The following is a 21,398-nucleotide window of genomic DNA, read 5'->3' as shown; positions in this document are numbered from 1 at the left end:
TTGAGCGCATCCACTGGCAAAACGCGGCGAGCTTAGCGCTGCCGGTCCTGATGGACAAGGCTATCGATGTGCCGCCAGCGAGAAGGGTGCATCGCCCTCGTGCGGCCGGCCGTGAATGATCTGCCGGGTGATCATCTCGCCGCTGGCGCAGGCAAGGGTGAAGCCCAGCGCGCCATGGCCAACGTTGAGCCACAGGTTGTCCAGCCCCGGCGCCCGGTCGATGATCGGCTTGCCCAGCGCAGTGGCAGGACGCAGGCCCGCCCATGCCTGGGCCTGGCGCAGGTCCAGGGCGGGGAACAGTTCCGACACCTGCGCCTTCAAAAGGTCGATGCGCCGCTTCGGCGCCTCGGCCGAGCGCACGCCCATGTCCACCATCGCGGCGATCCGCAGGGTGCTGCCCAGCGGTGCGTAGACGATCTTGCGACTGGCGTCGGTGACGCTGAGCCTGGGCAGCGCGTTGGCATCGGCAGGCTGCACGCTGAGGCTGTAACCGCGCAGCGCATAGAGCGGCAGGCTGATCCCCAGCGATTTGAGCAAGCCAACACTGGCGATACCTGAGGCGATGATGAAGGCGTCAGCCTCAAGGGTTTCGTTGCCCAGCTTCAGCGCAGTAATCCGCTTGCCCACCTTGGTGAAACCGCTCACGGCCTGGCCCAGCTTGAAGCGCACATTCGCCAGGCCATCCAGATGACGTTTGAGCCCCTCGCAGAACAACCGGCAGTCTGCGGTGGCTTCGCCGGGGGTGAAGATGCCGCCGGCAAGTTGCCCGACCACCCCAGACAGCGTGGGCTCAAGGTCGCTGCATTGGCTGGGCGTCAGCAGGCGTTGCTGCGACCCGGCCTGTTGCTGAAGTTCGGCCAGCCTGACTGCGGCGCCCAGCGAAGCTTGGCTGCGATGGATGATCAGCTTGCCGGTCTGGCGGAGGTTGAAATCGATCGGTGTCTGTTGCAGCAACTGCTCCAGCAACGCCTGGCTGCGTTGGGACAGCCTGAGCATCTCGCGTACCGTGCGCTCGACCCGGCTTGCCCGGCATGCCCGCAGGAAGGCCAGGCACCAGCGCCATTGCTGCAAATCCAGGCGCGGCCGCAGGCGCAGTGGCGAGCCGCTGCCGAGCAACCACCTGGGCAGGTTGGCGAACACCGACGGGTCGGCCAGGGGCGCCACGTAGTTGTAGCTCAGTTGCCCGCCATTGGCGAAGCTGGTCTCCAGGGCGATGTCCTCGTTGCGTTCGACCAGCGTGACCTGAAGCCCTTCGCGCGCCAGGTACAGCGCACTCGAAAGGCCAATGACCCCACCCCCCACGACCACCACATGCATGTGCCTTCTCCTGAAATCGTGCCACTGCGCTCAGTATCCAGCCTTGCCGTTCACGTCCGCCAAGGCCTATAACTGCAGCTTCCATAACCTTGGGCTATGACCATGCGTATCCGTCACATCGAAGTGTTCCAGGCAATCCTGCGAACCGGTTCCCTGACGCGCGCAGCACAGGCGCTCAACATCACCCAGCCTGCGGCCAGCAAGCTGCTGGCCCATGCAGAGGCGAGCCTGGGTTTCGTCTTGTTCGAGCGGGTCAAGGGGCGTCTGCAGCTCACCCGCGAGGCCGAAATCCTGATCCCGGCCATCGACAAGGTGTTCCGCGACCTGGACGATGTGCGGCGGCTGTCGCGCAGCCTCAGGCATCAGTCCAGGGGCGCGCTGCGCATCGGCTGCATTCCGTCACTGGGCTTGAAGGTGCTGCCTCACGCCCTGGCTGCAAGCCAGCGCGCCAATCCCGAGCTGTCCCTGGACCTGATCACCGCCCACAGCGAACAACTGGCGCAGGCGCTGCTGGCGCGCGAGATTTCGATTGCCTTCACCTTCAATGGCCAGCCGCGACCCGGCTTGAAGGTCATTGCCTTGCACGAAGTCGAGCTGGTCTGCCATGACGGCACGCAAGACCAGGGGCCGGTGTCACTGGATGCCATCGACCCTGCGCGGATCATTGGCCTGCCGGCCTCGGACCCCCTCGGTGAGCTGGTCCGGCCATGGCTTGGCGGCGTGGACAGCCGCACCCAGGTCCAGACCTACTATGTGGCTTGTGCCCTGGCCCAGGCTGGGGCAGGTATCGCCTTGATCGATGAATTCACCGCCGACGCCTTGCTCCCGCCAGGGCAGCGCGCGCGACGGATCACGCCACGGCTGCCCGTGGTGCTGACAGCGGTGGTGCATGAGAATGCGGCGTTGTCGAAGCTTGAGAAAGACTTCATGGCCTCGGTCAGGCTCATGGCTGCCGGGGCAGCCATAACCTGAACTCATGCTTTGCTGCGTTTGCCTGCCTGGCGAACCAGGCGATCAGCGCGTTGGGCCAAGTTTTTTCTCGAAGTACACCCGGTTGAAGCCGTCTTCGCTGCGCCGTGCGACCTCGACATAGCCAAGCCTGGGGTAGAGGCCGAGGTTGTCGGTCATTCGCTCGTTGGTATAGAGCTGCACTGCATTCAGCCCGAGTTGGCGCGCGCGGCTTTCGCACAGGTTGATCAGCGCCTTGCCGATACCACGTCCGGCGGCACTGGGCAGCACGGCCACGTTTTCCAGCAGCATGTGGTTGTCGTGGGGGTAGAACACGATGAAGCCCTGCAGGCTGGCCTGCTCGTCCAGGGCCACGTGGACCCAGCCAGTTGCGATCTGGCTGGCGTAGTCGGCCAGCATGGGGGCGGGCTTGCGGCCTATCAAAGGGATGTAGCGGGCATAAGCCTGTTCGGCGCAGGCCTGGATGGCGGATTGGTCGGCGGGGGTGGCGGGGCGGATCATCGTGCGCTCTCCTGGAGGCGGATGCGGGCTGAACCCGCGGGCGCGATCAGGCGCCCGCAGGCTTGCAACCTAGTGAAGATCCTTGAGCAAGGCAACCAGGCTGTGCATTTGCTCCACAGCTTCGGTTGCCGCCTTGGCCGGTGGCAGGCTTTCGCTGCGACGGATGGTGAAATAGCCGTCGTCTTGTGACGTTTTGCGAATACCGCGGCGTGCCCGTTCGGCGTTGGCGATTTCGATCAGTGGCTCACGGTACTGCACGTGCACGGAGTTGAGGTAGATGTAGGAGTTGATACGGAAGTGGTCGCCTTCCTGGCGGATCAGCAGCGCCGCCGCAAACAGTGTGCCCAGATCCGGGTCAAGGAAGCGTTCGAACTCTTCCAGGCTGAAGTAGGTGATGACCCGGCGAGGATCGGTGGTGAGATCGTCGAAAGCTTCGTTCAATGCTCTGTGGAACCGAGCGAACTTGCGTTCTTTCAGGCACCTGTCCCACACCTGCGACCGACGCGCATAGAGCTGGAACAAGCGCACATTGGCCTTTGCATCATTGCCCGTCGGCCCGTTGACCAGGGCTGCCAGGTCCTTGGCGCGCGAACTCGGCGCATTGGGGGTAAGGATCTTGTGCAGGGCGTCGAGTGCCTCCTGATGCTTGCTTGCCACCGTGGTGACCAGCTTGCCCAGGCCGTCGCCTTCGGCGATCTCTTCTTCTTCCTGGATGGCCTTGCGAAACTGCGCCAGGGTGGATTTCACATGAGGCGCGGTCCACTCCAGTTGTTCGATCTGGGTGAGGAATTCGGTCAGCCAGGTGTAGCCGACCGGAATCCACTGGTCGTGCTCCGGGTCGTTCTCGTGGCCGTCGAGGAAGATATGGATGCCGCGGTAGTTCGGGTAGAGATTGTTCAGGGCTTCGTAGTAGGTCTTGGTCTGGTCTTCCCCCTCGTGATGACCAAACTTGTTCTCGATGGCGATGTAAATCTTGGCCGCGGGGTCCAGCGCGAGCACGTCGATATAGCGCTTCTGGTTGCGCAGTCCCAGTTCGGCCTCCGTCATCACCATGAGCGAGGAGAAGGCCAGGGTCTGTACGTTCGAGGCGGCCAGGAAGCGGCGGTCATTGAGGCTCAGGTTTTCGACATGGCTGGATTGTCCTGCCCGGGTCAGCAGCGACTTGATCGCCTGGTCACCCAGCCCGTGGCCCTGGGTCGGATCGATCAGCCAGGCGAGGAAGCGCGAGACGTTCACTTCCTTGGGGAAACAGATCTGAAGAGCGTCGCTGTGGGTGGAAAGCGCGAGCATCCGTTGCACATCCGAGTCGGCGTAAAGAGCGTCGACCAGAGATTCCAAAGTCATACGAGTCCTGCAAGTCAGGTGGAGAAGATCGGTTCTGGGGTGGTAGGGCCATTCACATGGCAGGCTTGTGCAGCGTCGGGCGGACCGATCGTTGGACAAGCGCTAAAGGCATTGTGCCATCAGCGCTTGTAGTGTTGCTATGGAGTCACTCCAAGGGTTACTGCTTACGAATACCAACGATGTTCGCAGCCCCTCCTTCCATACGGAAATCGAAGCCGACCTTGTCACCGACCTTCAGCCCTTCGAGCTGCTCGGCGCTGGCCTTGAAGCCCATGGTCATCGCCGGCCACTGCAGTGCAGCCACAGGCCCATGGGCCAGCGTCACCTTGCCGTGCTCGGTGTCGATCGCCTTGACCGTGCCTTCGGCATGCGCGCTTGGCGCTGCCTTGCTGGCCGACATGTCCATGCCCTCCATCGTCATGCCTTCCATGCTTTGCTGCGCTTGCGCGCCGGCGGCAAAGGCGACCATCAATACAGCGCCGAGGTACAGATTTTTCATTGGGTTTCTCCTGGTTGGGGGGTATCGGGTACTGCAAGATCGCGACGCCTGATCAGCCAGTACGCCGCGGGAATCACGAACAACGAGAGCAGGGGGGCGGTCAGCATGCCGCCGACCATGGGTACGGCGATGCGGCTCATCACTTCGCTGCCGGTGCCGCTACTCCAGAGAATCGGCAACAGCCCGGCGACGATCACTGCCACGGTCATTGCCTTGGGCCGGATACGTTGCACGGCGCCCTGGCGAATCGCCTCGCGCAATGCCGCTTCGGAGCGCTCGCCCGTGGCCTGGCGCTCGGTCCAGGCGCTGTTCAGGTAGATCAGCATGATTACCCCGAACTCCGCCGCGACCCCGGCCAGGGCAATGAAGCCGACCCCGGTGGCCACTGACAGGTTGAAGCCCATCAGGTACAGCAGCCACACCCCGCCTGTCAGGGCGAAGGGCAGGGTGCCCATGATCAGAAGCGCCTCGCCGAGACGGCCGAAGGTCAGGTAGAGCAGGACGAAGATGATCGCCAGGGTCGCCGGTACCACCCAGGCCAGGCGCGCATTGGCGCGTTCCAGATACTCGAACTGGCCGGAGTAGCTCAGGCTCATGCCGGGGTCGAGCTTCACCTCGCGGTCCACGGCCTGGCGCAGGTCGGCGACCACCGACGACAGGTCGCGCCCACGCACGTCGATGTACACCCACCCGGAGGGGCGGGCGTTCTCGCTCTTGAGCATGGGCGGGCCTTCGGCAATGCGGACCTGGGCCACGCTGGCAAGGGTGATCTGGCCGCCCAGGGCGGTGTAGATCGGCAACTCGCGCAGTGCCTGGACCGAGTCGCGCCACTCGCGCGGGTAGCGCAGGCTGATCGGGTAGCGCGCCAGGCCCTCGACCGTTTCACCCACCGTTTCGCCACCGATGGCGCCGGCGACGATGGCCTGCACGTCGGCGATGTTCAGGCCATAGCGCGCCGCCGCCTGGCGATCGATGTCGAGGTCGATGTAGCGCCCGCCGGTGAGACGCTCGGCCAACGCCGAGGTGACGCCCGCTACGCCCTTGGCTGCGCGCTCGACCGCCTGGGTGGCGCGGTCGATCTGGGCCAGGTCGCTGCCGGCCACCTTGACCCCGATCGGGCTCTTGATACCGGTGGCGAGCATGTCGATACGGTTGCGGATCGGCGGAATCCAGATGTTGGTGAGCCCCGGCACACGCACGGTGCGGTCGAGTTCCTCGACCAGTTTTTCGCTGGTCATGCCTGGGCGCCACTGATCCTTGGGCTTGAGTCGCACGAGGGTTTCGAACATCTCAAGCGGCGCTGGATCGGTGGCCGACTCGGCGCGCCCAGCCTTGCCGAACACACTGGCCACCTCGGGTACGGTGCGGATCAGGCGGTCGGTACGTTGCAACAGCTCCGCGGCTTTTTGCGCCGACAGACCGGGCAGGGCGGACGGCATGTACAACAGGTCGCCCTCATCCAGCGGTGGCAGGAACTCGCCGCCCAGGTGGCTCAGCGGCCACAGGCTGCTGAGCAGCACCAGCAGTGCCCCGGCCAGGGTCAGCAACGGCTTGCGCAGCACCTGCTCCAAGGCTGGGCGATAGAGGCGGATCAGCCCGCGATTGAGCGGGTTGCGCGCCTCGGCCGGCAGAGGGCCGCGGATCCAGTAACCCATCAGTACCGGCACCAAAGTGACCGCCAGCCCGGCAGCGGCGGCCATGGCGTAGGTCTTGGTGAACGCCAGCGGTGCGAACAGCCGCCCCTCCTGGGCCTGCAGGGTGAACACCGGGACGAACGACAGGGTGATGATCATCAGGCTGAAGAACAGCGCGGGTCCAACTTCCTGCGCCGCCTCGGTCATCACCTTCCAATGCTGCTCACCGCGCAGCACCTGCCCGGGATGTCTTGCATGCCAGGCCTCGACATGCTTGTGCGCGTTCTCGATCATCACCACGGCCCCGTCCACCATCGCGCCGATGGCGATGGCGATACCACCCAGCGACATGATGTTGGCGTTGATGCCCTGGTGACGCATGACGATCAGTGCGATCAGCACCCCCACCGGCAGCGACACGATCGCCACCAGCGAGGAGCGCAAGTGCCAGAGAAACGCGGCGCAGACCAGCGCGACGACGATGAACTCCTCGAGCAGCTTGTGGCTGAGGTTGTCCACTGCACGGTCGATCAGTTGGCTGCGGTCATAGGTGGTGACCAGCTCCACGCCGGCCGGCAGGCTTTTCTTGAGCACCTCGAGCTTGTCCTTGACGCGCCCGATGGCCTCGCGGGCATTCTTGCCGCTGCGCAGGATCACCACGCCACCCACGGCCTCGCCCTGGCCGTCCAGCTCGCCGATACCGCGGCGTTCCTGCGGGCCAAGCTGGACCCTGGCCACATCGCCCAGGGTCACCGGTGCACCATTGGCCGCCAGGCGCAGAGGGATGGCGCGAAAGTCATCGAGCGTCTTCAGGTAGCCCGAGGCGCGCACCATGAACTCCGCCTCGGCCTGTTCCAGCACGCCGCCACCGGTCTCCTGGTTGGCCTTGCCGATCGCCTGCGCCACCTCGTCCTGGGTGATACCCAGGCTTGCCATGCGCAGCGGATCGAGCACCACCTGGTACTGCTTGACCATGCCACCGATGCTCGCGACCTCGGCCACATCGGGCAGGGTCTTGAGCTCGAAGCGCAGGAACCAGTCCTGCAGGCTGCGCAACTGTGCAAGATCGTGCCCACCGCTGCGGTCGACCAGGGCGTACTGGTAGATCCAGCCCACCCCCGTGGCATCCGGGCCAAGCACAGGCCTGGCCGTGGCCGGCAGGCGCGACTGCACCTGGCTCAGGTACTCCAGCACCCGCGAGCGTGCCCAGTACAGGTCGGTGCCGTCCTCGAACAGCACGTAGACGAAGCTGTCGCCGAACGCGGAGAAACCGCGCACGGTCTTGGCCCCCGGCACCGAAAGCATGGTGGTGGTCAGTGGGTAGGTGACCTGGTTCTCGACGATCTGCGGGGCCTGCCCGGGGTAGGAGGTGCGGATGATCACCTGCACGTCCGACAGGTCCGGCAAGGCATCGATCGGCAGGCTGCGCAGGGAAAACACGCCCCAGGCTGCCAGGAACAGCGTGGCCAGCAACACGAGGATGCGGTTGCCGACCGACCAGCGAATCAGTTTCGCGATCATGGCCGAGCCTCCTGCGCGGCAGGCATCGAATCCGGCGCGGTGGTAGCCTCGATGCCCTTGAGGCTGGCCTCGGAGTCGATCAGGAACTGCCCCGATGCGACGACCTGCTGGCCTGCCTGCAACCCCTGCAGCACGGCGACCTGGCCGCCGCTCTCCTGGCCCAGCAGCACCTCGACCGGGCGGAAGCGGCCCTGGTCCTCGGCGAGCATCACCAGGTCGCGCTTGCCGGTCCGGATGACGGCCTCGGCCGGCAGCGTCAGGCCCTCATCGTCTGGCGCTTCCGGGCTCAGGGTTACCTGTGCCGTCATGCCGGGCCGCAGTCGTCCCTCGCGGTTGGGCAGCTCGATGCGCAGGCGCAAGGTGCGGCTTTGCGGATCGGCATCGGCCAGCAGGGCGGTCAGTGTGCCGCTCACCGTCTCGCCGGGATACGCCGGCAAGCGTGCCTGCACCGCCTGGCCCTCGCGCAGACCCTGGGTCTGGGCTTCGGGTACCGCGGCTTCGAGCCATACCTGGGCGATACCGTTGATCCGCGCCAGTGTTGCGCCCGGCGTCAGGGTCATGCCCGGTCGCAGGTCCAGGCTCTGCAGCGAACCCGCGCTGGGCGCCACCAGGGTCACCCACTGCTGTACCTTGCCGCTGCGCGCGACTCGCTCGATCAGTTCGGCAGGCATGCCGGCCAACAGCAACCGCTGGCGCGCAGCAGCCTGCAACCCCGCATCGCCGGTACGGCGCAGTGCGAGAAACTCCTCCTGCAACCCGGCCCACTCCGGTGCCAGGACATCGGCCAGCGGCGCGCCTTTGGCGACCACATCGCCGGTGGCGCGCCCGTAAGTGCGCTCGACGAAACCCGCGGTACGTGCCTGCAATACGCTGAAGTCGCGTTCGTCGAAGGCCAGCACGCCGCTGACCTGCAGCGTGCGTCGCAGCGGGCTGCGCGTCACGGTCGCCAGACGTACCCCCAGATTCTGCTGAACGCCCGGGGTGATCTGCACCGCCGGTTGCCCCTGACCGCCATCACCCTCGGCATACTTGGCCACCAACTGCATGTCCATGAAGGGTGACTTGCCCGGTGCCGGGAAATGCTGCTGCGGGTACATCGGGTCATACCAGTACAGCGCCTTCTGTTCTGCGAGTGCCGCCGCCGTGGTCGGGCCGCCTTTGCGGGCGAGCCCGTAGCCGACGCTGGCGCCGACCGCCAGCGCGAGCACCGCGATCAAGCCGATGGATGTGTGTTTCATGCCTGCACCTCGCCATAGATGAAGTGCAGCCGTGCGGCGGTCGCCGCCAACTGCCCTTGCCAATCGATATCCTGCAATTGCGCCTCGACCCGCTGACGGCGGGCTGCGAGCAGATCGCCCAACGCCGACTTTCCGGCCCGGTAATCGGCCAGGGCCAGGCGCACCCGTTCTTCGGCCAGGGGTAGCAACGTCTCGCGACTGCGCGTGACGGCCCGTTGCAGGCGCTGGTACTCGGCCAGGTCCGTTTCCAGTTGCGCGGTGTGCTCGCGCAGCGCGGCTTGCTGCTCATCCTCGAGCTGACGCACTTGGGCCTGGCGAGCGGCGATGGTCGGGTCCTGGCGCGAGCCGGTGAACAGCGGCAACTGGAAGCTGACTTGCAGGCTGACCATGTTGCTGAATGCCGGGCCGCGTCGTTGGTAGTCCAGCTCCCAGCCCCAGTCGGATTTCTTCTCGGCTTGTGCCTGGTGCACCTGCGCCTGGGCTTCGCGGGTCATCGCGCCATAGGCGGCCAGTTCCGGGTGCACATGCAGGGCGTGCAGGTATGCCGGGGCATCCACTGCCCATTGCGGGAAGCTGCGCGCCAGGGCCTCGCCGTCCTGGCCGATCCAGCGTTTGAGCGCCGCACGCGCCTGGGAGGCCTGGCTGAGCAACTGGTCTTTCTGCTCATCCAGTTGCGCGGCTTCCTGCCCAGGTGCCAGGGCATCGGCCGCGGCGCCGCTACCACCGGCCAGGCGCGCCCGCACGGCGGCGTCCAGCAGACGGTTCTCGTGGTAGAACGCCTCGAACTGCTGCAGCTTGCGTTGCACGGTATAGGCCGCGATCCACGCCTGGGCCGTGGCTGCGCGTACTTTCAGGCGCTCCACCAAGGCTTCGGCATCGGCCCGTTCGACGGTCGCCTGGGCGGTCTCGACCCGCGCCTTGCGCTTGTCGCGGTTGGGCACTTCCTGGGCCAGGCCGACCACTTGCATGGTCATGAAGTCGCGGTTCGTGCTCCAGCGGTCGCTGCCTTCCACCGGCAGGTTCTGCAGCCCGAGGTTCAGGCGTGGATCGGGCAATTCACCGGCTGGCAGCACCGCATTGCGTGCCGCAGTGACCTGCTCCTGGCGCGCCTGCAGGGAAGGGGCGTTGCGTTCGGCCAGTCGCAGGGCATCGTCCAGGGACAATGCAGCGGCCTGCGCCGACAGTGCCGGCAGCAGGATCAGCAGGGCGGCCGCAAGCGTCCACCCGGCTTGGAAACGTAGGGGAGTCATGGACATGATTCCTTGAAAACACTCGCGCACAGGCGCATGCCATTGCCTGGCCGCAAGGGCAGGGCAATGGAGTGAGGGTCAGCAAGGGATCAGGCGCGCGGAGGACGCCAGCGATCAGGCGGTGCGCGCGACAGCAGACTGTGGGCGTAGCTGTCGGAGGGGCGTGGGGTGGCGAAGGTCAGGGCAGGTGTCGCGAGGCTGACCTGCAAGGTGGTGGCGGTCTTGCACTCTTGGCCGGCCTTGCAGGCCTTGGAGGCGTGCTGCGAAGAGGATTTGCCGCTGTCCTGGTCCTGGCAGCAGTCATGGTCCATCCCCGCCATCATGCTCATGCCCATGGCCTGCATGGGGCAGGGTTCGGCAGGCGACTCGATGCCCGCCATCCCGGAGAGGGGAAGCGAGAGCATCAAAAGCAGGATGATCAGGCGGCGCAGGGTGTCGGACATGGCGCGAGTCTAGCGGGAATTGCGTTAGGGGAACATTAACAAAATGTGTCTACGCCAGGCTGGCTGCTTGCTTCGAAATCAAAAGCCAGCCCAATCCCTGTGGGAGCGGGCTTGCCCGCGAAAAGGGCACTGCGGTGAATGGCACGGGCTACGCCCGTGTTCGCGGGCAAGCCCGCTCCCACAGGGATTGGGCTGGCCTTTGATGCCGGGCGGTTGAGTGAACGGCGCCGAACCCTGATCCCGGTACCTGCCGCAATGCTCCGACCAGGGCATCTGCCTGTCCGAGCGCGATCTCAAGGCTGCGCATGCTGGCACTCATCAACTGGCGCACCTCGACATCGGCACAGGTATCGTGGGCGTGGTACGCATCGGTATAGGCGTGAAGCATGAAGTGGCAGGCGTTGGATAGCACTTCCTCGATGGGGACCAGACCTTCGAGAATGGCGATAGAGAGGGATTTGCCGGCGGGAACCGCGAATTTGCGGAGAAGATTTTCGGGTGGGTCGGGGACGATTTTTTTCATGTGATTTCCTGAATGCAGTGAGTGCTGCACCATCCGTTTCCACACGAAAGGGTGGCAGCTATACGCGGGGTGGAAACCCGAGAGCATTCAGGAAAGCTCGGTAGGCACAGGGCCTCCCGCGCATAGCTGCCATAACGACACAACGCTGAATACTCTTCGGGTTTCCACACCCGGTCGCTGAACACCAGCGACCGGAGAGCCTATGGGCCAGGCTTCCCCGGGACAATCAGACGGGAGTCGACAGGTTGCGTAGGGTATTTCCCTGTGACCATTGCTCTCTGTCAGACGCGGAGTAGTCCGCTGTAGGAATCAGCCCTTTATTGCGGCGCTTACGACAAGTCCAGGCTGTGCTGCTTCGAACAGCGTGACATCGGGGTAGGGGCATCGATGATTGCGTGATACGTATCGCGGTACGTTATCTGGCTCGTGGGAGCGCTGGTGTGCGGCTGCGACTTGCCCGCGAAGCAGACACCGCGGTGTACTTTTCGCGGGCGAGCCCGCTCCCACAAGGTGGCAGCTGTTCACGGGGTGGAAAGCCGGGTACACGGAAAACCCCGGTAGGTCCGAAGACCTCCCGCGCACAGCTGCCATAAAGGGCTGCCGCTTTCCATGTATCCGGGTTTCCACACCCGGTCGCTGAACACCAGCGACCGGGGAAGCCTATTGGCCAGGCTTCCCCGGGACAATCAGACGGGAGTCGACAGGTTACGTAGGGTATTTCCCTGCGGTCATGACTCTCTGTCGGACGCGGAGTAGTCCGCTGTAGGAATCAGCCCTTTATCGCGGCGCTTACGGCAAGTCCAGGCTGTGCTCAGCGGCCGCGCCCCAGCGCATCCGGATTGGCCACGTTCATCGGAGCACCCTCGAAAAACGCCAGCACATTGTCGAACGCATCACCGAAGTACAGCTCGTAACCCGCCTTCTCCACATACCCCAGGTGCGGCGTGCACAGCACGCGCGGGTGCTGGAGCAAGGGGTGGGCAGGGTCGAGCAGCGGTTCGCTCTCGTACACATCCAGGGCAGCAAAGCCCGGGCGTCCATTGTTCAGTGCCTCGAGCAGGGCGCCCGGGGCGATCAGCTCGGCGCGGCTGACGTTCACCAGCAAGGCATCGGGCTTCATGCGTGCCAGGTCATCGCCGGTCACGAGGTGGCGAGTGCTGTCGGACAGGCGCAGGTTGAGGCTGACAATGTCGGCTTCGGCGAAGAACGCCTCGCGCGAAGCTGCAGCCCGGTGGCCATCGGCCTGGGCAGTCGCGCGGCTGCTCTCGCTGCCCCATACCAGCACCGGCATGTCGAAGGCCTGGGCGTAGCGCGCCAGGCGTTGGCCGATCTTGCCGTATCCCCAGATCCCCAAGGTCTGCCCCGCCAGGGCCTGCCCCAGGTTGACCTGCCAGCGCCCTTGCCTGAAGGCATCGATGGCCGGCTCTAACTGACGGCGGGCGTTGAGGATCAGCGCCCAGGCCAACTCAGCCGGCGCTACCGGCGAGCCGCGGCCTTCGGTCACGACAACGCCGCGTGCGGTGCAGGCAGCCAGGTCCAGGTGGCTGGATACCTTGCCGGTCTGGCTGATCAGCTTGAGCTTGGGCAACCGGTCGAGCAGCGCCGCGTCGATGCGCGTGCGTTCGCGGGTGAGCACGAGCGCGTCGGCATCGGCGAAGCGCTCGACGAGCTGGTCCTCGGTGGCCGGTTGCAGTTGGTGGAGCACAGTGACCTTGTGGTTGCCCAGGCGGGCGAAGCAGTCGAGCGTGCTGATCACATTCTGGTAGTCGTCGGGGATGACAATGTGCATGTGCGGCGGTCCGAGCGGGTCTGGGGGAGGTTCAGACGATAGCCGAATTCGCCAGCGGTGCACGAGCCCTCTTCAGGTATCGCCACCGCGCGATAGCGCCTGGAGTACGGCCATCGCCTGTGCAGCGTCGTCACTGGCGACAAAGATATGGTCGTGATAATAGGCGGCGATCACGTTGCAACTGATGCCCGCTTCCCCAAGTGCGCTGGCGAAGGCCGCAGTGAGGCCGACGGCATCGAGCGCGGAGTGAATGGTCAGGGTGATCCAGGCCGCGACGAAGCTGTACTCCAGGCCCAGCGCATCGGCGCGTGAACGTTCGAGGATCGCGGTCAGACCTTCCTGCTCGCGGAAGCTGCCGAGCACTTCGCTGCCCTGCAAAGCTGCGCTGTCGGCCACGGTGCAGAACACGTATTCGCCGGGGTTGAGTTTGGGGCTCATGCCGCGCAGCAGCGCGGTGATGGATTTTTCGCCTGACATGGGGGAGCTCTCCGTCTGAAAAGTTCGCCAGTGTGCCTGGCCGATACTGATCAGTAGAGCGAATGTTGCTGATAGCCGATTAGCCTGGCTTATGTAAACAACGATGGACGCGGGGTTGCGGCCCGTGGAAGATTGATTCCCCTTTCGCGCCAGACTGTCCCCCGCAAAGCGAGTCAAGCAATGGATCTGAAATTCAGTCATGTCGATGTACTGGTGAGCGACCTCGAGGCCGCGTGTGCGTATTACGCACGGATACTCGGTGCGCGGATCTCGAAAACCCAGGTCTGGGAGCGCGGCGGCCTGCATGTGCACTACGCCGTCGTGCTGATGGGGGCGGAGCGTTTCATGCTGGTCCAGCCGCTGGCAGGCAATCTCAAGACGCTGCTCGAGACCCAGGGCGAGGGCACCATCTACCGCCATTGCTATTCGACTCCGGACATCGAGGTGGTGTACGACCAACTGATGGCGCAAGGTGTTCAGCCCGAGGACGAAAATGGCAACCCGCTGGCCCGGAATGACCTGCAAGCGCCGGGAGGCGGGCGGATCATCTGGCTACCCAAGCAGTTCGGACATTTTTCGATCGAGATCCTCGAGGCCGAGGGGCTGGAGCGCTTTATCGAAGAGGTGTTTGCCTGAGGCACTATCGAACTCGGTCGCTGACCGCAAGATCAGTGGGCTAGGCGATGCGTCTCGTAACCTTGGCGGTGTCGAGCGATAATCCACACACTTGTCCCAACGACTGTCCTCCCATGAGAAACGACACCCGCCTGTCCCGCATGCTGCACGTTCTGATCCATATGGCGCGGTACGAACATCCTGCAACGTCCGAAACCCTTGCGCAGATGCTTGGCACCAACCCGGTGGTGGTGCGACGCACCATGGGGCTTCTGAAAAAGCAGGGTTATGTGCAGTCCGAAAAGGGCCACCGCGGCGGTTGGACATTGGCCCGCCCGCTGGAACAGATCAGCCTGCGGGATATCCACCAAGCACTGGGGGCTTCGACGTTGTTCGCCATTGGCCTGGCGACCGATCATCCGCAATGCCTGGTCGAGCAGGCAGTGAACGCCGCGCTGACCGACGCCTTCGATGCAGCCCAGGCGCTGCTGCTCGAGCGCCTGGGGAGCGTGACCCTGGCGCAGTTGGCTGAAGATTTCGAACGGCGTTACCAGGGCTGTGTGCCCTTGGGCGAGGCGTGATTTGCCGGTATCGATCGATACCGGCACCGGTCACCAAAGCACGATATCGTAGGTCAGGTAGAGCCGATTGCTATCGCGGCCACGGGCGAAATCCGAGCGGTACACGTAGTTGCGCAGCTTGGCGCCCAGCCCCTTGAACGGTCCGGATTGCACAACGTAGGCCAGTTCCGCGTCGCGTTCCCATTCGCGCAACCCGTCTTCGCCTGAACGGTGGTTGTCGCCACTCAGGTAGCGGGTCATGAAGGTCAATCCCGGCACCCCTGCGGCAGCGAAGTTGTAGGCATAGCTGGCCATCCAGGTCTTCTCGTCTTCCTCGATGAACTTTCCGATACCGACGTTGCTGAACGAATACACGGTCGCGCCGCTGATGTGGGGCAGGCCGGCGTCGCCGCGCAGCACCTGGTAGCCGGTGCCGAAGGCATGGCCACTGTGGCTGTAGGTCAGTTGCCCGCTGAGCATGTGGTTGTCGATGCGTCCGGCCTGGGCAGCGCCATTGTCGCGACTCCTGAAATAGCGCAGGTCGCTGGCAAGTGTGCCACCGGCCAGCGGTAGGTCATGCTGGATGCCGGCGAAGTCCTGGCGATAGAAGTCGCTCAACTCACCGTGGAAATAACTCAGGCGCAGTTGCTTGCTGACCGCGTAGTCGGCGCCGCCGTAGCTGAAATCGCCGGATTCACGACCGCTGTAGCCGTCCACAAACAGCCCGGTGCTGTTCGATGAGTCGCGCTGCTTGAAGCGATCCAGATGCCCGAACGTGAGGGTGAGGTTGTCGAGGTCGTTGCTGACCAGTTGGCTGCCCTGGTAGGTCTGCGGCAGCAGGCGGGCGTCGTTGTAGACCAGTACGGGTGTCTTGGGCAGCAGTGTGCCGTGCTTGACGACTGTCTTGCCCAGGCGTGCCTTGGCAGTGACGCCGGCGCTGGCGAATTCTTCGGCGGCGTGGCCGTCGTCGTGTACCGGCAGCAAGCCGGTGCCACTGCGTCCGGGGCCTGAGTCCAGGCGCACGCCAAGCAGGCCCGACGCGTCGATGCCAAGCCCCAGGACACCCGGGGTATAGCCGGATTGATAATCGAGCAGAAAGCCTTGCGCCCATTCCACTCGCTCGCTTTTGGCGTTGGCGGCGGCGCGGCTGCTCATGCCCTGTTCGTCACGGAAATTCTCGTTGAAGTAGACGTTGCGCAGTTGCAGCTTCAGTGTGCTGTCGTCGATGAAACCGGCAGCGTCGACAACAGGCATGCAACCGCAGAGCAGGGCACAGCCGGCCCCTCGCAGAACGATTCGAGACATGATCGGTACTCTAATGTGGGACGCGCAGAAGGCGGGCGCCAGTGGGCGCCGCGCAGCGGTTCAGACGAAGAACGACAGGGCGCCGGTGAGTAGCGCCAGTGCGGTAATCACCAGTGAGGTCAGCACCGCCCATTTCACCGTGGCCTTCTGGAAGTCGCCGATGTCGCGGTCGACCATGCCCACCAGCAGCAGGGTCGAAGCCACCAATGGGCTCATCAGGTGCACCGGTTGGCCGAGTACCGAGGCCCGGGCGATCTCCACCGGATCGATGCCGTAGGCTGCCGCAGCGTTGGCCAGGATCGGCACCACACCGAAGTAGTAGGCATCGTTGGAGAGCACGAAGGTCAGCGGCATGCTGGTCAGCGCCACCACCAGCGGGAACCAGTGGCTCCAGGCCTCCGGGATCCAGTCCACCAGCGTCTGGGCCAGCGCATCGACCATCTTGGTGCCGGAGAAGATACCGGCGAAGATGCCCGCTGCGAACACCAGCAGCACCACGGTCATGGCGTTGCCGGAGTGAGCGAGGATGCGTGCTTTCTGCACCTCGAGCTGCGGGTAGTTGATCATCAGTGCGGCGACGAAGCCAATCATGAACAGGATCGCGGCGTGCATCAGGCCCATGACCAGGGCGCTCATCACGATGATGACCAGCACCAGGTTGACGTAGGCCAGGCGTGGGCGCTTGTGCGGGTTATCGCCGAGGATCTCCTTGATGTAGCAGTTGCCGCCCCCGGACTCCAGCGCCACGTTGCCGATGCGCCGGCGTTCGGCACGACCGAGCAGGAACGCGGTGAATACCACCCAGGCGGCACCTCCGATCACCGTCGGCAGCATCGGGATGAAGTATTCGGTCGCATCCAGGCCAAGTGCGGCGATGGCGCGGGTCGCCGGGCCGCCCCAGGGGCTCATGCCGCTCATGATGCTCAGCGACAGCATGGAAATGGTGGCGAGGATCATCGGGTTCATGCCGATGCGCTTGTACAGCGGCAGCATCGCCGCGCAGGTGATCATGTAGGTGGTGGTGCCGTCGCCGTCGAGGGCCACCAGCAACGACAGCAGCGCGGTGCCGATGGCGATCTTGATCGGGTCACCATTGACCCGCTTGAGGATCTTGCGAATCAGCGGGTCGAACAGGCCGGCATCGATCATCAGGCCGAAGAACAGGATGGCGAACAGTAACAGGGCGGCCGATGGTGCGACCATTTTCAGGCCGTCGAGCATCATCTTGCCCAGGTCCGGGGCGAAGCCGCCGATGATCGCGAAGACGATCGGCACCACGGTGAGTGCGACGATCGGTGACAGGCGTTTGCTCATGATCAGGTAGGTGAAGGTCACCACCATGACCAGGCCAAGGAGTGCAAGCATGGGTCGTTTCTCTTGTTTTTATTGTCGTCATGGTCGCCTGGCGCGCAGGCGTCCGCCAGCCCCCGCCCGAGGCGGGGGATCAAGTGAGGTGAATGTCAGTGAGTACGATGGGGTGGGTTTGCAGCCTGAGTAGGCTGCCAGGCCTGCTCGGCCGGGGTGTCGGCTTTGCCGCTGGCCAGTGTGCGCATGAGCGTTTCACGGTCGCAGGCGTTCTCCGACAATGAAATGACCACGGTGGCCACCGCGTTGCTCGCCAGGCTGGTGAGGGCTCGCGCCTCGGACATGAAGCGGTCGATACCGATCAGCAGTGCAAGGCCGGCCAGCGGGATGTCGTGGATGACCGTGAGGGTCGAAGCCAAGGCGACGAAACCGCTGCCGGTAACGCCTGCAGCCCCCTTGGACGACAGCAGCATGATCGCCAGCATGGTCAGGATCTGGCCGAGGCTCAGGTCGATGTTGCAGGCCTGGGCGATGAACACCGCGGCCAGCGACAGGTAGATCGCGGTGCCGTCGAGGTTGAACGAATAGCCGGTCGGTAGCACCAGGCCCACCACGCCTTTCTTGCAGCCCAGGGCCTGGAGCTTTTCCAGCATGCGTGGCAGCACCGGCTCCGTGGACGATGTCCCCAACACCACCAGGAACTCTTCGCGCAGGTAGCGCAGCAGCTTCCACAGGCTGAAGCCATGCGCCCGGCAGATGCCGCCCAGCACCACCATGACGAAGAAGGCGCAGGCGATGTACAAGGTGCCGATCAGCTTGGCCAAGGCACCGAGCGAGGTGATGCCGTACTGGCCGACGGTGAAGGCCAGTGCGCCGAAGGCACCGATCGGGGCGAAGCGCATCAGGTAGCCGAAGATGCGGAACACCATCTGCGACGCGGACTCCAGCACCTCCAGCACTGGCCTTGCGGATTCGCCCATGGCTGAAAGGGCGAAACCGCAGAGCACGGCGATGAACAGCACCGGCAGCACTTCGCCTTTGTCGAAGGCACCGATGAAGGTCTCGGGGATGATATGCATGAAGAAGTCCACCACGCCCAGTTTGGCGGCGGAGGTGGTGTATTGGCTCAGGCCCGCAGTACTGAGGGTTGCTGGGTCGATGTTCATGCCCACGCCTGGACGGAACAGGTACACGGCGACCAGGCCGATGATCAGGCTGACCACGGTCAACACCAGGAACAGTAACAATGTCTTGCTCATCAACCGACCTAGCGAACGGCGGTCGGTCATACCGGCGATGCCGGTGACGATGGTGCAGAACACCACGGGCGCGATCATCATCTTGATCAGCTTGATGAAGGCATCGCCCAGCGGCTTGAGCGCAACGGCCTGTTGCCCCCAGAAGTGACCGACCACCACGCCTAGCAGGACGGCGCAGAGAATCTGAAAGTACAGCGATTTCATGAGTTTCATAAGGCATCACCCATTATTGAAGTTGTGCGGATGCGCTGGATGGAGCTGGATCGGGCTTAGCCCGCGAGTCGCCGCGTGGACGGTGCGTAGACGAACCCCGAGAACAATCGGCGTGCGGTGCGTACCACCGAGGCTTGCAGTGTCTGGCCATCGGCACCGGAGCGCGACAGGGCGATGTCGATGGCCCCGCTTGGATGCTCCAGACGGACCTCACGCAGGGTCAGGGCCTGTTCGCCGAGCAGGTCGCCGATCACTGTGCCGGGGCTGACACAGGCAGTGGCCAGTCCGATCGCACCGGTGATCGCCAGCGCCCGGTGGCAGCTGTGCGGCATGAAGTAGCGAACCTGCAGAGTGCCATCGAAGCGTGGTGCGGATACCACGACCGGCTTCGGGATCACCATGTTGCTTACATCTCCCAGGCCCATGGCCCGGCCGGCCTTCAGCCGCAGGGCTTCGAGGCGTTTGAGCAGCTTTGCATCGGCGTCCAGTTGAGCCGGGCTCTCGCTGCCCTCAAGCCCCAGGTGACGGGCGTCGACGATCATCATCGGCATGGCCATGTCGATACAGGTGACCGGTACGCCATCGATTACCTGCTGGGACTGGCCAGTGGGGAACAGGCTGCCGGTCTTGCTGCCGACGGCATCGAGGAATGTCAGGTGCACAGGGGCCGCAGTCCCAGGAACGCCGTCGATGGCGGTACGGCCCTCGTAGCGCACGATCCCGCCAGGCGTCTGTACCAGAGAGTTGACGAATGTGCCGGTATTGAGGTTGCGGATGCGGACCAGCGTCTGGCCGTCGTTGCCCTTGACCAGCCCTTGTTCGATGGCGAAGGGGCCGACCGCGCAAAGCATGTTGCCGCAGTTGGGCGCAGTATCGACACGGCGCTCGGCAACCATCACCTGCACGAACAGATAATCGACATCGGCATCGGGGTGCAGTGAGGGGCTGATGATCGCAACCTTGCTGGTCTGCGGGCTGCCGCCGCCAATGCCGTCGATTTCCAGTTCATGGCCCGAGCCCATCAGGGCGATCAGCATCTCGTCGCGCTCGACGATATTGGACGGCAAGTCCCAGGCATGGAAGAAGGGGCCCTTGGAGGTCCCGCCGCGCATCAGCACACAAGGAATTCGTTGCATGAAGTCTAGCTCTTGTTGATCAATGGACATCATTGATGTGTATGGGACAAGAGTGACAGGGGTGGATAAATCAATCCAATGCAAATATCGTCGCTATTATTGCGCTATACACATAAATTGTCGGCCAGTGTCTGAAAGAGAATCAGCATGGAATATGAACTTCAAGACATACGATCTTTCGTGAAAATCGCCGAACTGGGCAGTTTCCACGAGGCAGCAGAGGTTTTGCACTTGTCGCAGCCAGCCTTGAGCCGCCGCATCAAGAAGCTTGAGGACGGCCTTGGGACACCCCTGCTCGAACGCACCACGCGGCGCGTCGGACTGACCAGTGTCGGGCGTGACTTTCTACCCAAGGCCCGGCGCCTGCTGGACGATTTCGAGGATTCGATCCTGAGCATTCGCGAGCTGGCCGAGCGTCAGACCGGACAGGTGACTTTGGCCTGCATCCCTACCGCAGCGTTCTACTTCCTGCCCTCGGTCATTCGCCTCTACAACGAACAGTACCCGAAGATTCGCATTCGCCTGCTCGACCTCAGTGCCAACGACGGGCTCGAGGCGGTGCTGCGTGGCGAGGCCGATTTCGGGATCAACATGATGAGCGGGCAGCACCCGGACATCGAGTTCGTTCCACTGGTGCAGGAGCAGTTCGTGCTGGCCTGTCGGCGCGACCATGTGCTGGCCGGGCGCGTGTCGGTGAGCTGGACGGAACTGGCCGAGCACCGGCTGATCGGGGTAGGGCGACTCAGCGGCAACCGCATGCTGCTCGACCACGCGCTGTCGGGATTGGGGCTGCGGCCAAAGTGGTTCTACGAGGTACAGCATCTGTCGACCTCGCTGGGCATGGTCGAGGCCGGGTTGGGGGTGTCGGCGATGCCGAGCCTGGCGATGCCGGCGGCCGATCACCCGACCCTGGTCAGCGTGCCGCTGATCGAGCCCGAGGTGACCCGCACGTTGGGCCTTGTGTATCGCCGCGGCGCTTCATTGTCGCCAGCGGCGGAGAAATTCGTCTCGATCCTGCTGGAACAATGGCCGAACGTGTGAGCCGCCCTGTAGACAGGGCGGGCTGCTGCGCCTCGGTCAGCGAATCGCCACGGGGTTGATGTTCACCTGGGTCGAGCCTTTGTAGAGCGGCTGGCCAAGCACGAACATGAACTCGAAGGCCTTGTCCTTGACCAGCGCTCGAGTGTCGATAAGCTCGAGGTTGTAGATCCCGCGCTTGGCCAGCATGAACTGGTTGACCGGGAACTCTTCGCCCGTGGGGTTTGGATACACCTCCGAGGCCCAGGTATCACCGCCGAAGGCGACGATGCCCTGGTCGGCCAGCCATTGTGCAGCCGGCAGGTCGATGCCGGGCTCGGTGGCGAGAAACTGCGCGTTATCCTTGCCGATCAATTCCAGCCAGCCGGTGTTGAACAGCACCACATCGCCTTTGCGCAGGGTGATGTGCTGCTTTTTCAGCACGGCCTGTATGTCGGCGACGGTAAACGCGGTGCCGCCGGG

At 64.1% G+C, this 21,398-nt stretch carries 20 protein-coding genes; 4 read left to right on the top strand and 16 right to left on the bottom strand.

What is annotated here, in order from left to right; translation table 11 throughout:
- Nucleotides 1–60: 60 nt before the first annotated feature.
- A complete protein-coding gene (locus APH44_RS04230) occupies nucleotides 61–1,317 on the bottom strand; it encodes a D-amino acid dehydrogenase (protein ID WP_054891451.1) in 1,257 nt (418 codons plus the stop codon).
- 102 nt (nucleotides 1,318–1,419) lie between these two features.
- Here APH44_RS04230 and APH44_RS04225 point away from each other — a divergent pair, with 102 nt between their 5' ends.
- Nucleotides 1,420–2,289, top strand: coding sequence for a LysR family transcriptional regulator (locus APH44_RS04225; RefSeq protein ID WP_054891584.1), 870 nt, complete (start codon nucleotides 1,420–1,422; stop codon nucleotides 2,287–2,289).
- Nucleotides 2,290–2,331: 42 nt separating this feature from the next.
- Here APH44_RS04225 and APH44_RS04220 read toward each other — a convergent pair whose 3' ends face one another.
- From APH44_RS04220 to APH44_RS04175, 10 genes are all read right to left on the bottom strand, one after another.
- Nucleotides 2,332–2,787 carry a GNAT family N-acetyltransferase gene (locus tag APH44_RS04220; protein WP_054891450.1) on the bottom strand — a complete coding sequence of 152 codons (456 nt, stop codon included), beginning with the start codon at nucleotides 2,785–2,787 and terminating at the stop codon, nucleotides 2,332–2,334.
- A gap of 69 nt (nucleotides 2,788–2,856) precedes the next feature.
- A complete protein-coding gene (locus tag APH44_RS04215; RefSeq protein ID WP_054891449.1) occupies nucleotides 2,857–4,131 on the bottom strand; it encodes a PD-(D/E)XK nuclease family protein in 1,275 nt (424 codons plus the stop codon).
- A gap of 157 nt (nucleotides 4,132–4,288) precedes the next feature.
- Nucleotides 4,289–4,630: a copper-binding protein gene (locus APH44_RS04210; RefSeq protein ID WP_054891448.1), complete on the bottom strand. Its 342-nt coding sequence runs from the start codon at nucleotides 4,628–4,630 to the stop codon at nucleotides 4,289–4,291.
- Nucleotides 4,627–7,785 (bottom strand): efflux RND transporter permease subunit, encoded by a 3,159-nt coding sequence (locus APH44_RS04205; protein ID WP_054891447.1) that lies wholly within the window; start codon nucleotides 7,783–7,785, stop codon nucleotides 4,627–4,629. The genes APH44_RS04210 and APH44_RS04205 overlap by 4 nt, the downstream gene beginning before the upstream one ends.
- The gene (locus APH44_RS04200; RefSeq protein WP_256216390.1) at nucleotides 7,782–9,023 is read right to left on the bottom strand and encodes an efflux RND transporter periplasmic adaptor subunit; all 1,242 of its coding nucleotides are present in this window, start codon (nucleotides 9,021–9,023) and stop codon (nucleotides 7,782–7,784) included. The genes APH44_RS04205 and APH44_RS04200 overlap by 4 nt, the downstream gene beginning before the upstream one ends.
- A complete protein-coding gene (locus APH44_RS04195) occupies nucleotides 9,020–10,273 on the bottom strand; it encodes a TolC family protein (RefSeq protein WP_054891446.1) in 1,254 nt (417 codons plus the stop codon). Before APH44_RS04195 ends, APH44_RS04200 begins: the two co-directional genes overlap by 4 nt.
- 89 nt (nucleotides 10,274–10,362) lie before the next feature.
- A complete protein-coding gene (locus APH44_RS04190; protein ID WP_054891445.1) occupies nucleotides 10,363–10,716 on the bottom strand; it encodes a hypothetical protein in 354 nt (117 codons plus the stop codon).
- 148 nt (nucleotides 10,717–10,864) lie between these two features.
- Nucleotides 10,865–11,239 (bottom strand): hypothetical protein, encoded by a 375-nt coding sequence (locus APH44_RS04185; RefSeq protein ID WP_054891444.1) that lies wholly within the window; start codon nucleotides 11,237–11,239, stop codon nucleotides 10,865–10,867.
- 811 nt (nucleotides 11,240–12,050) lie between these two features.
- Nucleotides 12,051–13,028 carry a D-2-hydroxyacid dehydrogenase family protein gene (locus APH44_RS04180; protein WP_054891443.1) on the bottom strand — a complete coding sequence of 326 codons (978 nt, stop codon included), beginning with the start codon at nucleotides 13,026–13,028 and terminating at the stop codon, nucleotides 12,051–12,053.
- 72 nt (nucleotides 13,029–13,100) lie between these two features.
- Nucleotides 13,101–13,505 carry an ACT domain-containing protein gene (locus tag APH44_RS04175; protein WP_054891442.1) on the bottom strand — a complete coding sequence of 135 codons (405 nt, stop codon included), beginning with the start codon at nucleotides 13,503–13,505 and terminating at the stop codon, nucleotides 13,101–13,103.
- Between the two features lie 180 nt (nucleotides 13,506–13,685).
- Here APH44_RS04175 and APH44_RS04170 point away from each other — a divergent pair, with 180 nt between their 5' ends.
- Nucleotides 13,686–14,141, top strand: coding sequence for a VOC family protein (locus APH44_RS04170; protein WP_054891441.1), 456 nt, complete (start codon nucleotides 13,686–13,688; stop codon nucleotides 14,139–14,141).
- 113 nt (nucleotides 14,142–14,254) lie between these two features.
- Nucleotides 14,255–14,701 (top strand): Rrf2 family transcriptional regulator, encoded by a 447-nt coding sequence (locus APH44_RS04165; RefSeq protein WP_054891440.1) that lies wholly within the window; start codon nucleotides 14,255–14,257, stop codon nucleotides 14,699–14,701.
- Between the two features lie 30 nt (nucleotides 14,702–14,731).
- On the opposite strand, the gene APH44_RS04160 is transcribed toward APH44_RS04165, so the two are convergent.
- The 4 genes from APH44_RS04160 to APH44_RS04145 form a co-directional block, all read right to left on the bottom strand.
- Nucleotides 14,732–15,985 (bottom strand): OprD family porin, encoded by a 1,254-nt coding sequence (locus tag APH44_RS04160; protein WP_054891439.1) that lies wholly within the window; start codon nucleotides 15,983–15,985, stop codon nucleotides 14,732–14,734.
- 60 nt (nucleotides 15,986–16,045) lie between these two features.
- Complete coding sequence (locus APH44_RS04155) at nucleotides 16,046–17,350, bottom strand: CitMHS family transporter (RefSeq protein WP_054891438.1); 1,305 nt, start codon at nucleotides 17,348–17,350, stop codon at nucleotides 16,046–16,048.
- Nucleotides 17,351–17,445: 95 nt separating this feature from the next.
- Nucleotides 17,446–18,762 (bottom strand): C4-dicarboxylate transporter DctA, encoded by a 1,317-nt coding sequence (dctA, locus tag APH44_RS04150; protein ID WP_054891437.1) that lies wholly within the window; start codon nucleotides 18,760–18,762, stop codon nucleotides 17,446–17,448.
- Nucleotides 18,763–18,818: 56 nt separating this feature from the next.
- Nucleotides 18,819–19,898 (bottom strand): 4-oxalomesaconate tautomerase, encoded by a 1,080-nt coding sequence (locus tag APH44_RS04145; RefSeq protein WP_082430640.1) that lies wholly within the window; start codon nucleotides 19,896–19,898, stop codon nucleotides 18,819–18,821.
- Between the two features lie 147 nt (nucleotides 19,899–20,045).
- On the opposite strand from APH44_RS04145, the gene APH44_RS04140 reads away from it, so the two are divergent.
- A complete protein-coding gene (locus APH44_RS04140; protein WP_054891435.1) occupies nucleotides 20,046–20,939 on the top strand; it encodes a LysR family transcriptional regulator in 894 nt (297 codons plus the stop codon).
- A 36-nt stretch (nucleotides 20,940–20,975) separates the two neighbouring features.
- Here the strand turns inward: APH44_RS04140 and APH44_RS04135 are convergent.
- A partial coding sequence (locus APH44_RS04135) for a cyclase family protein (protein WP_177342469.1) occupies nucleotides 20,976–21,398 on the bottom strand: 423 nt, incomplete at its 5' end.

It is taken from the genome of Pseudomonas sp. NBRC 111143 (genome assembly GCF_001320965.1).
In the GTDB taxonomy this organism is placed as follows: domain Bacteria; phylum Pseudomonadota; class Gammaproteobacteria; order Pseudomonadales; family Pseudomonadaceae; genus Aquipseudomonas; species Aquipseudomonas machongensis.
Note: the sequence above shows the minus strand (reverse complement) of the source record. Positions and strands in the feature narration are given on the sequence as shown.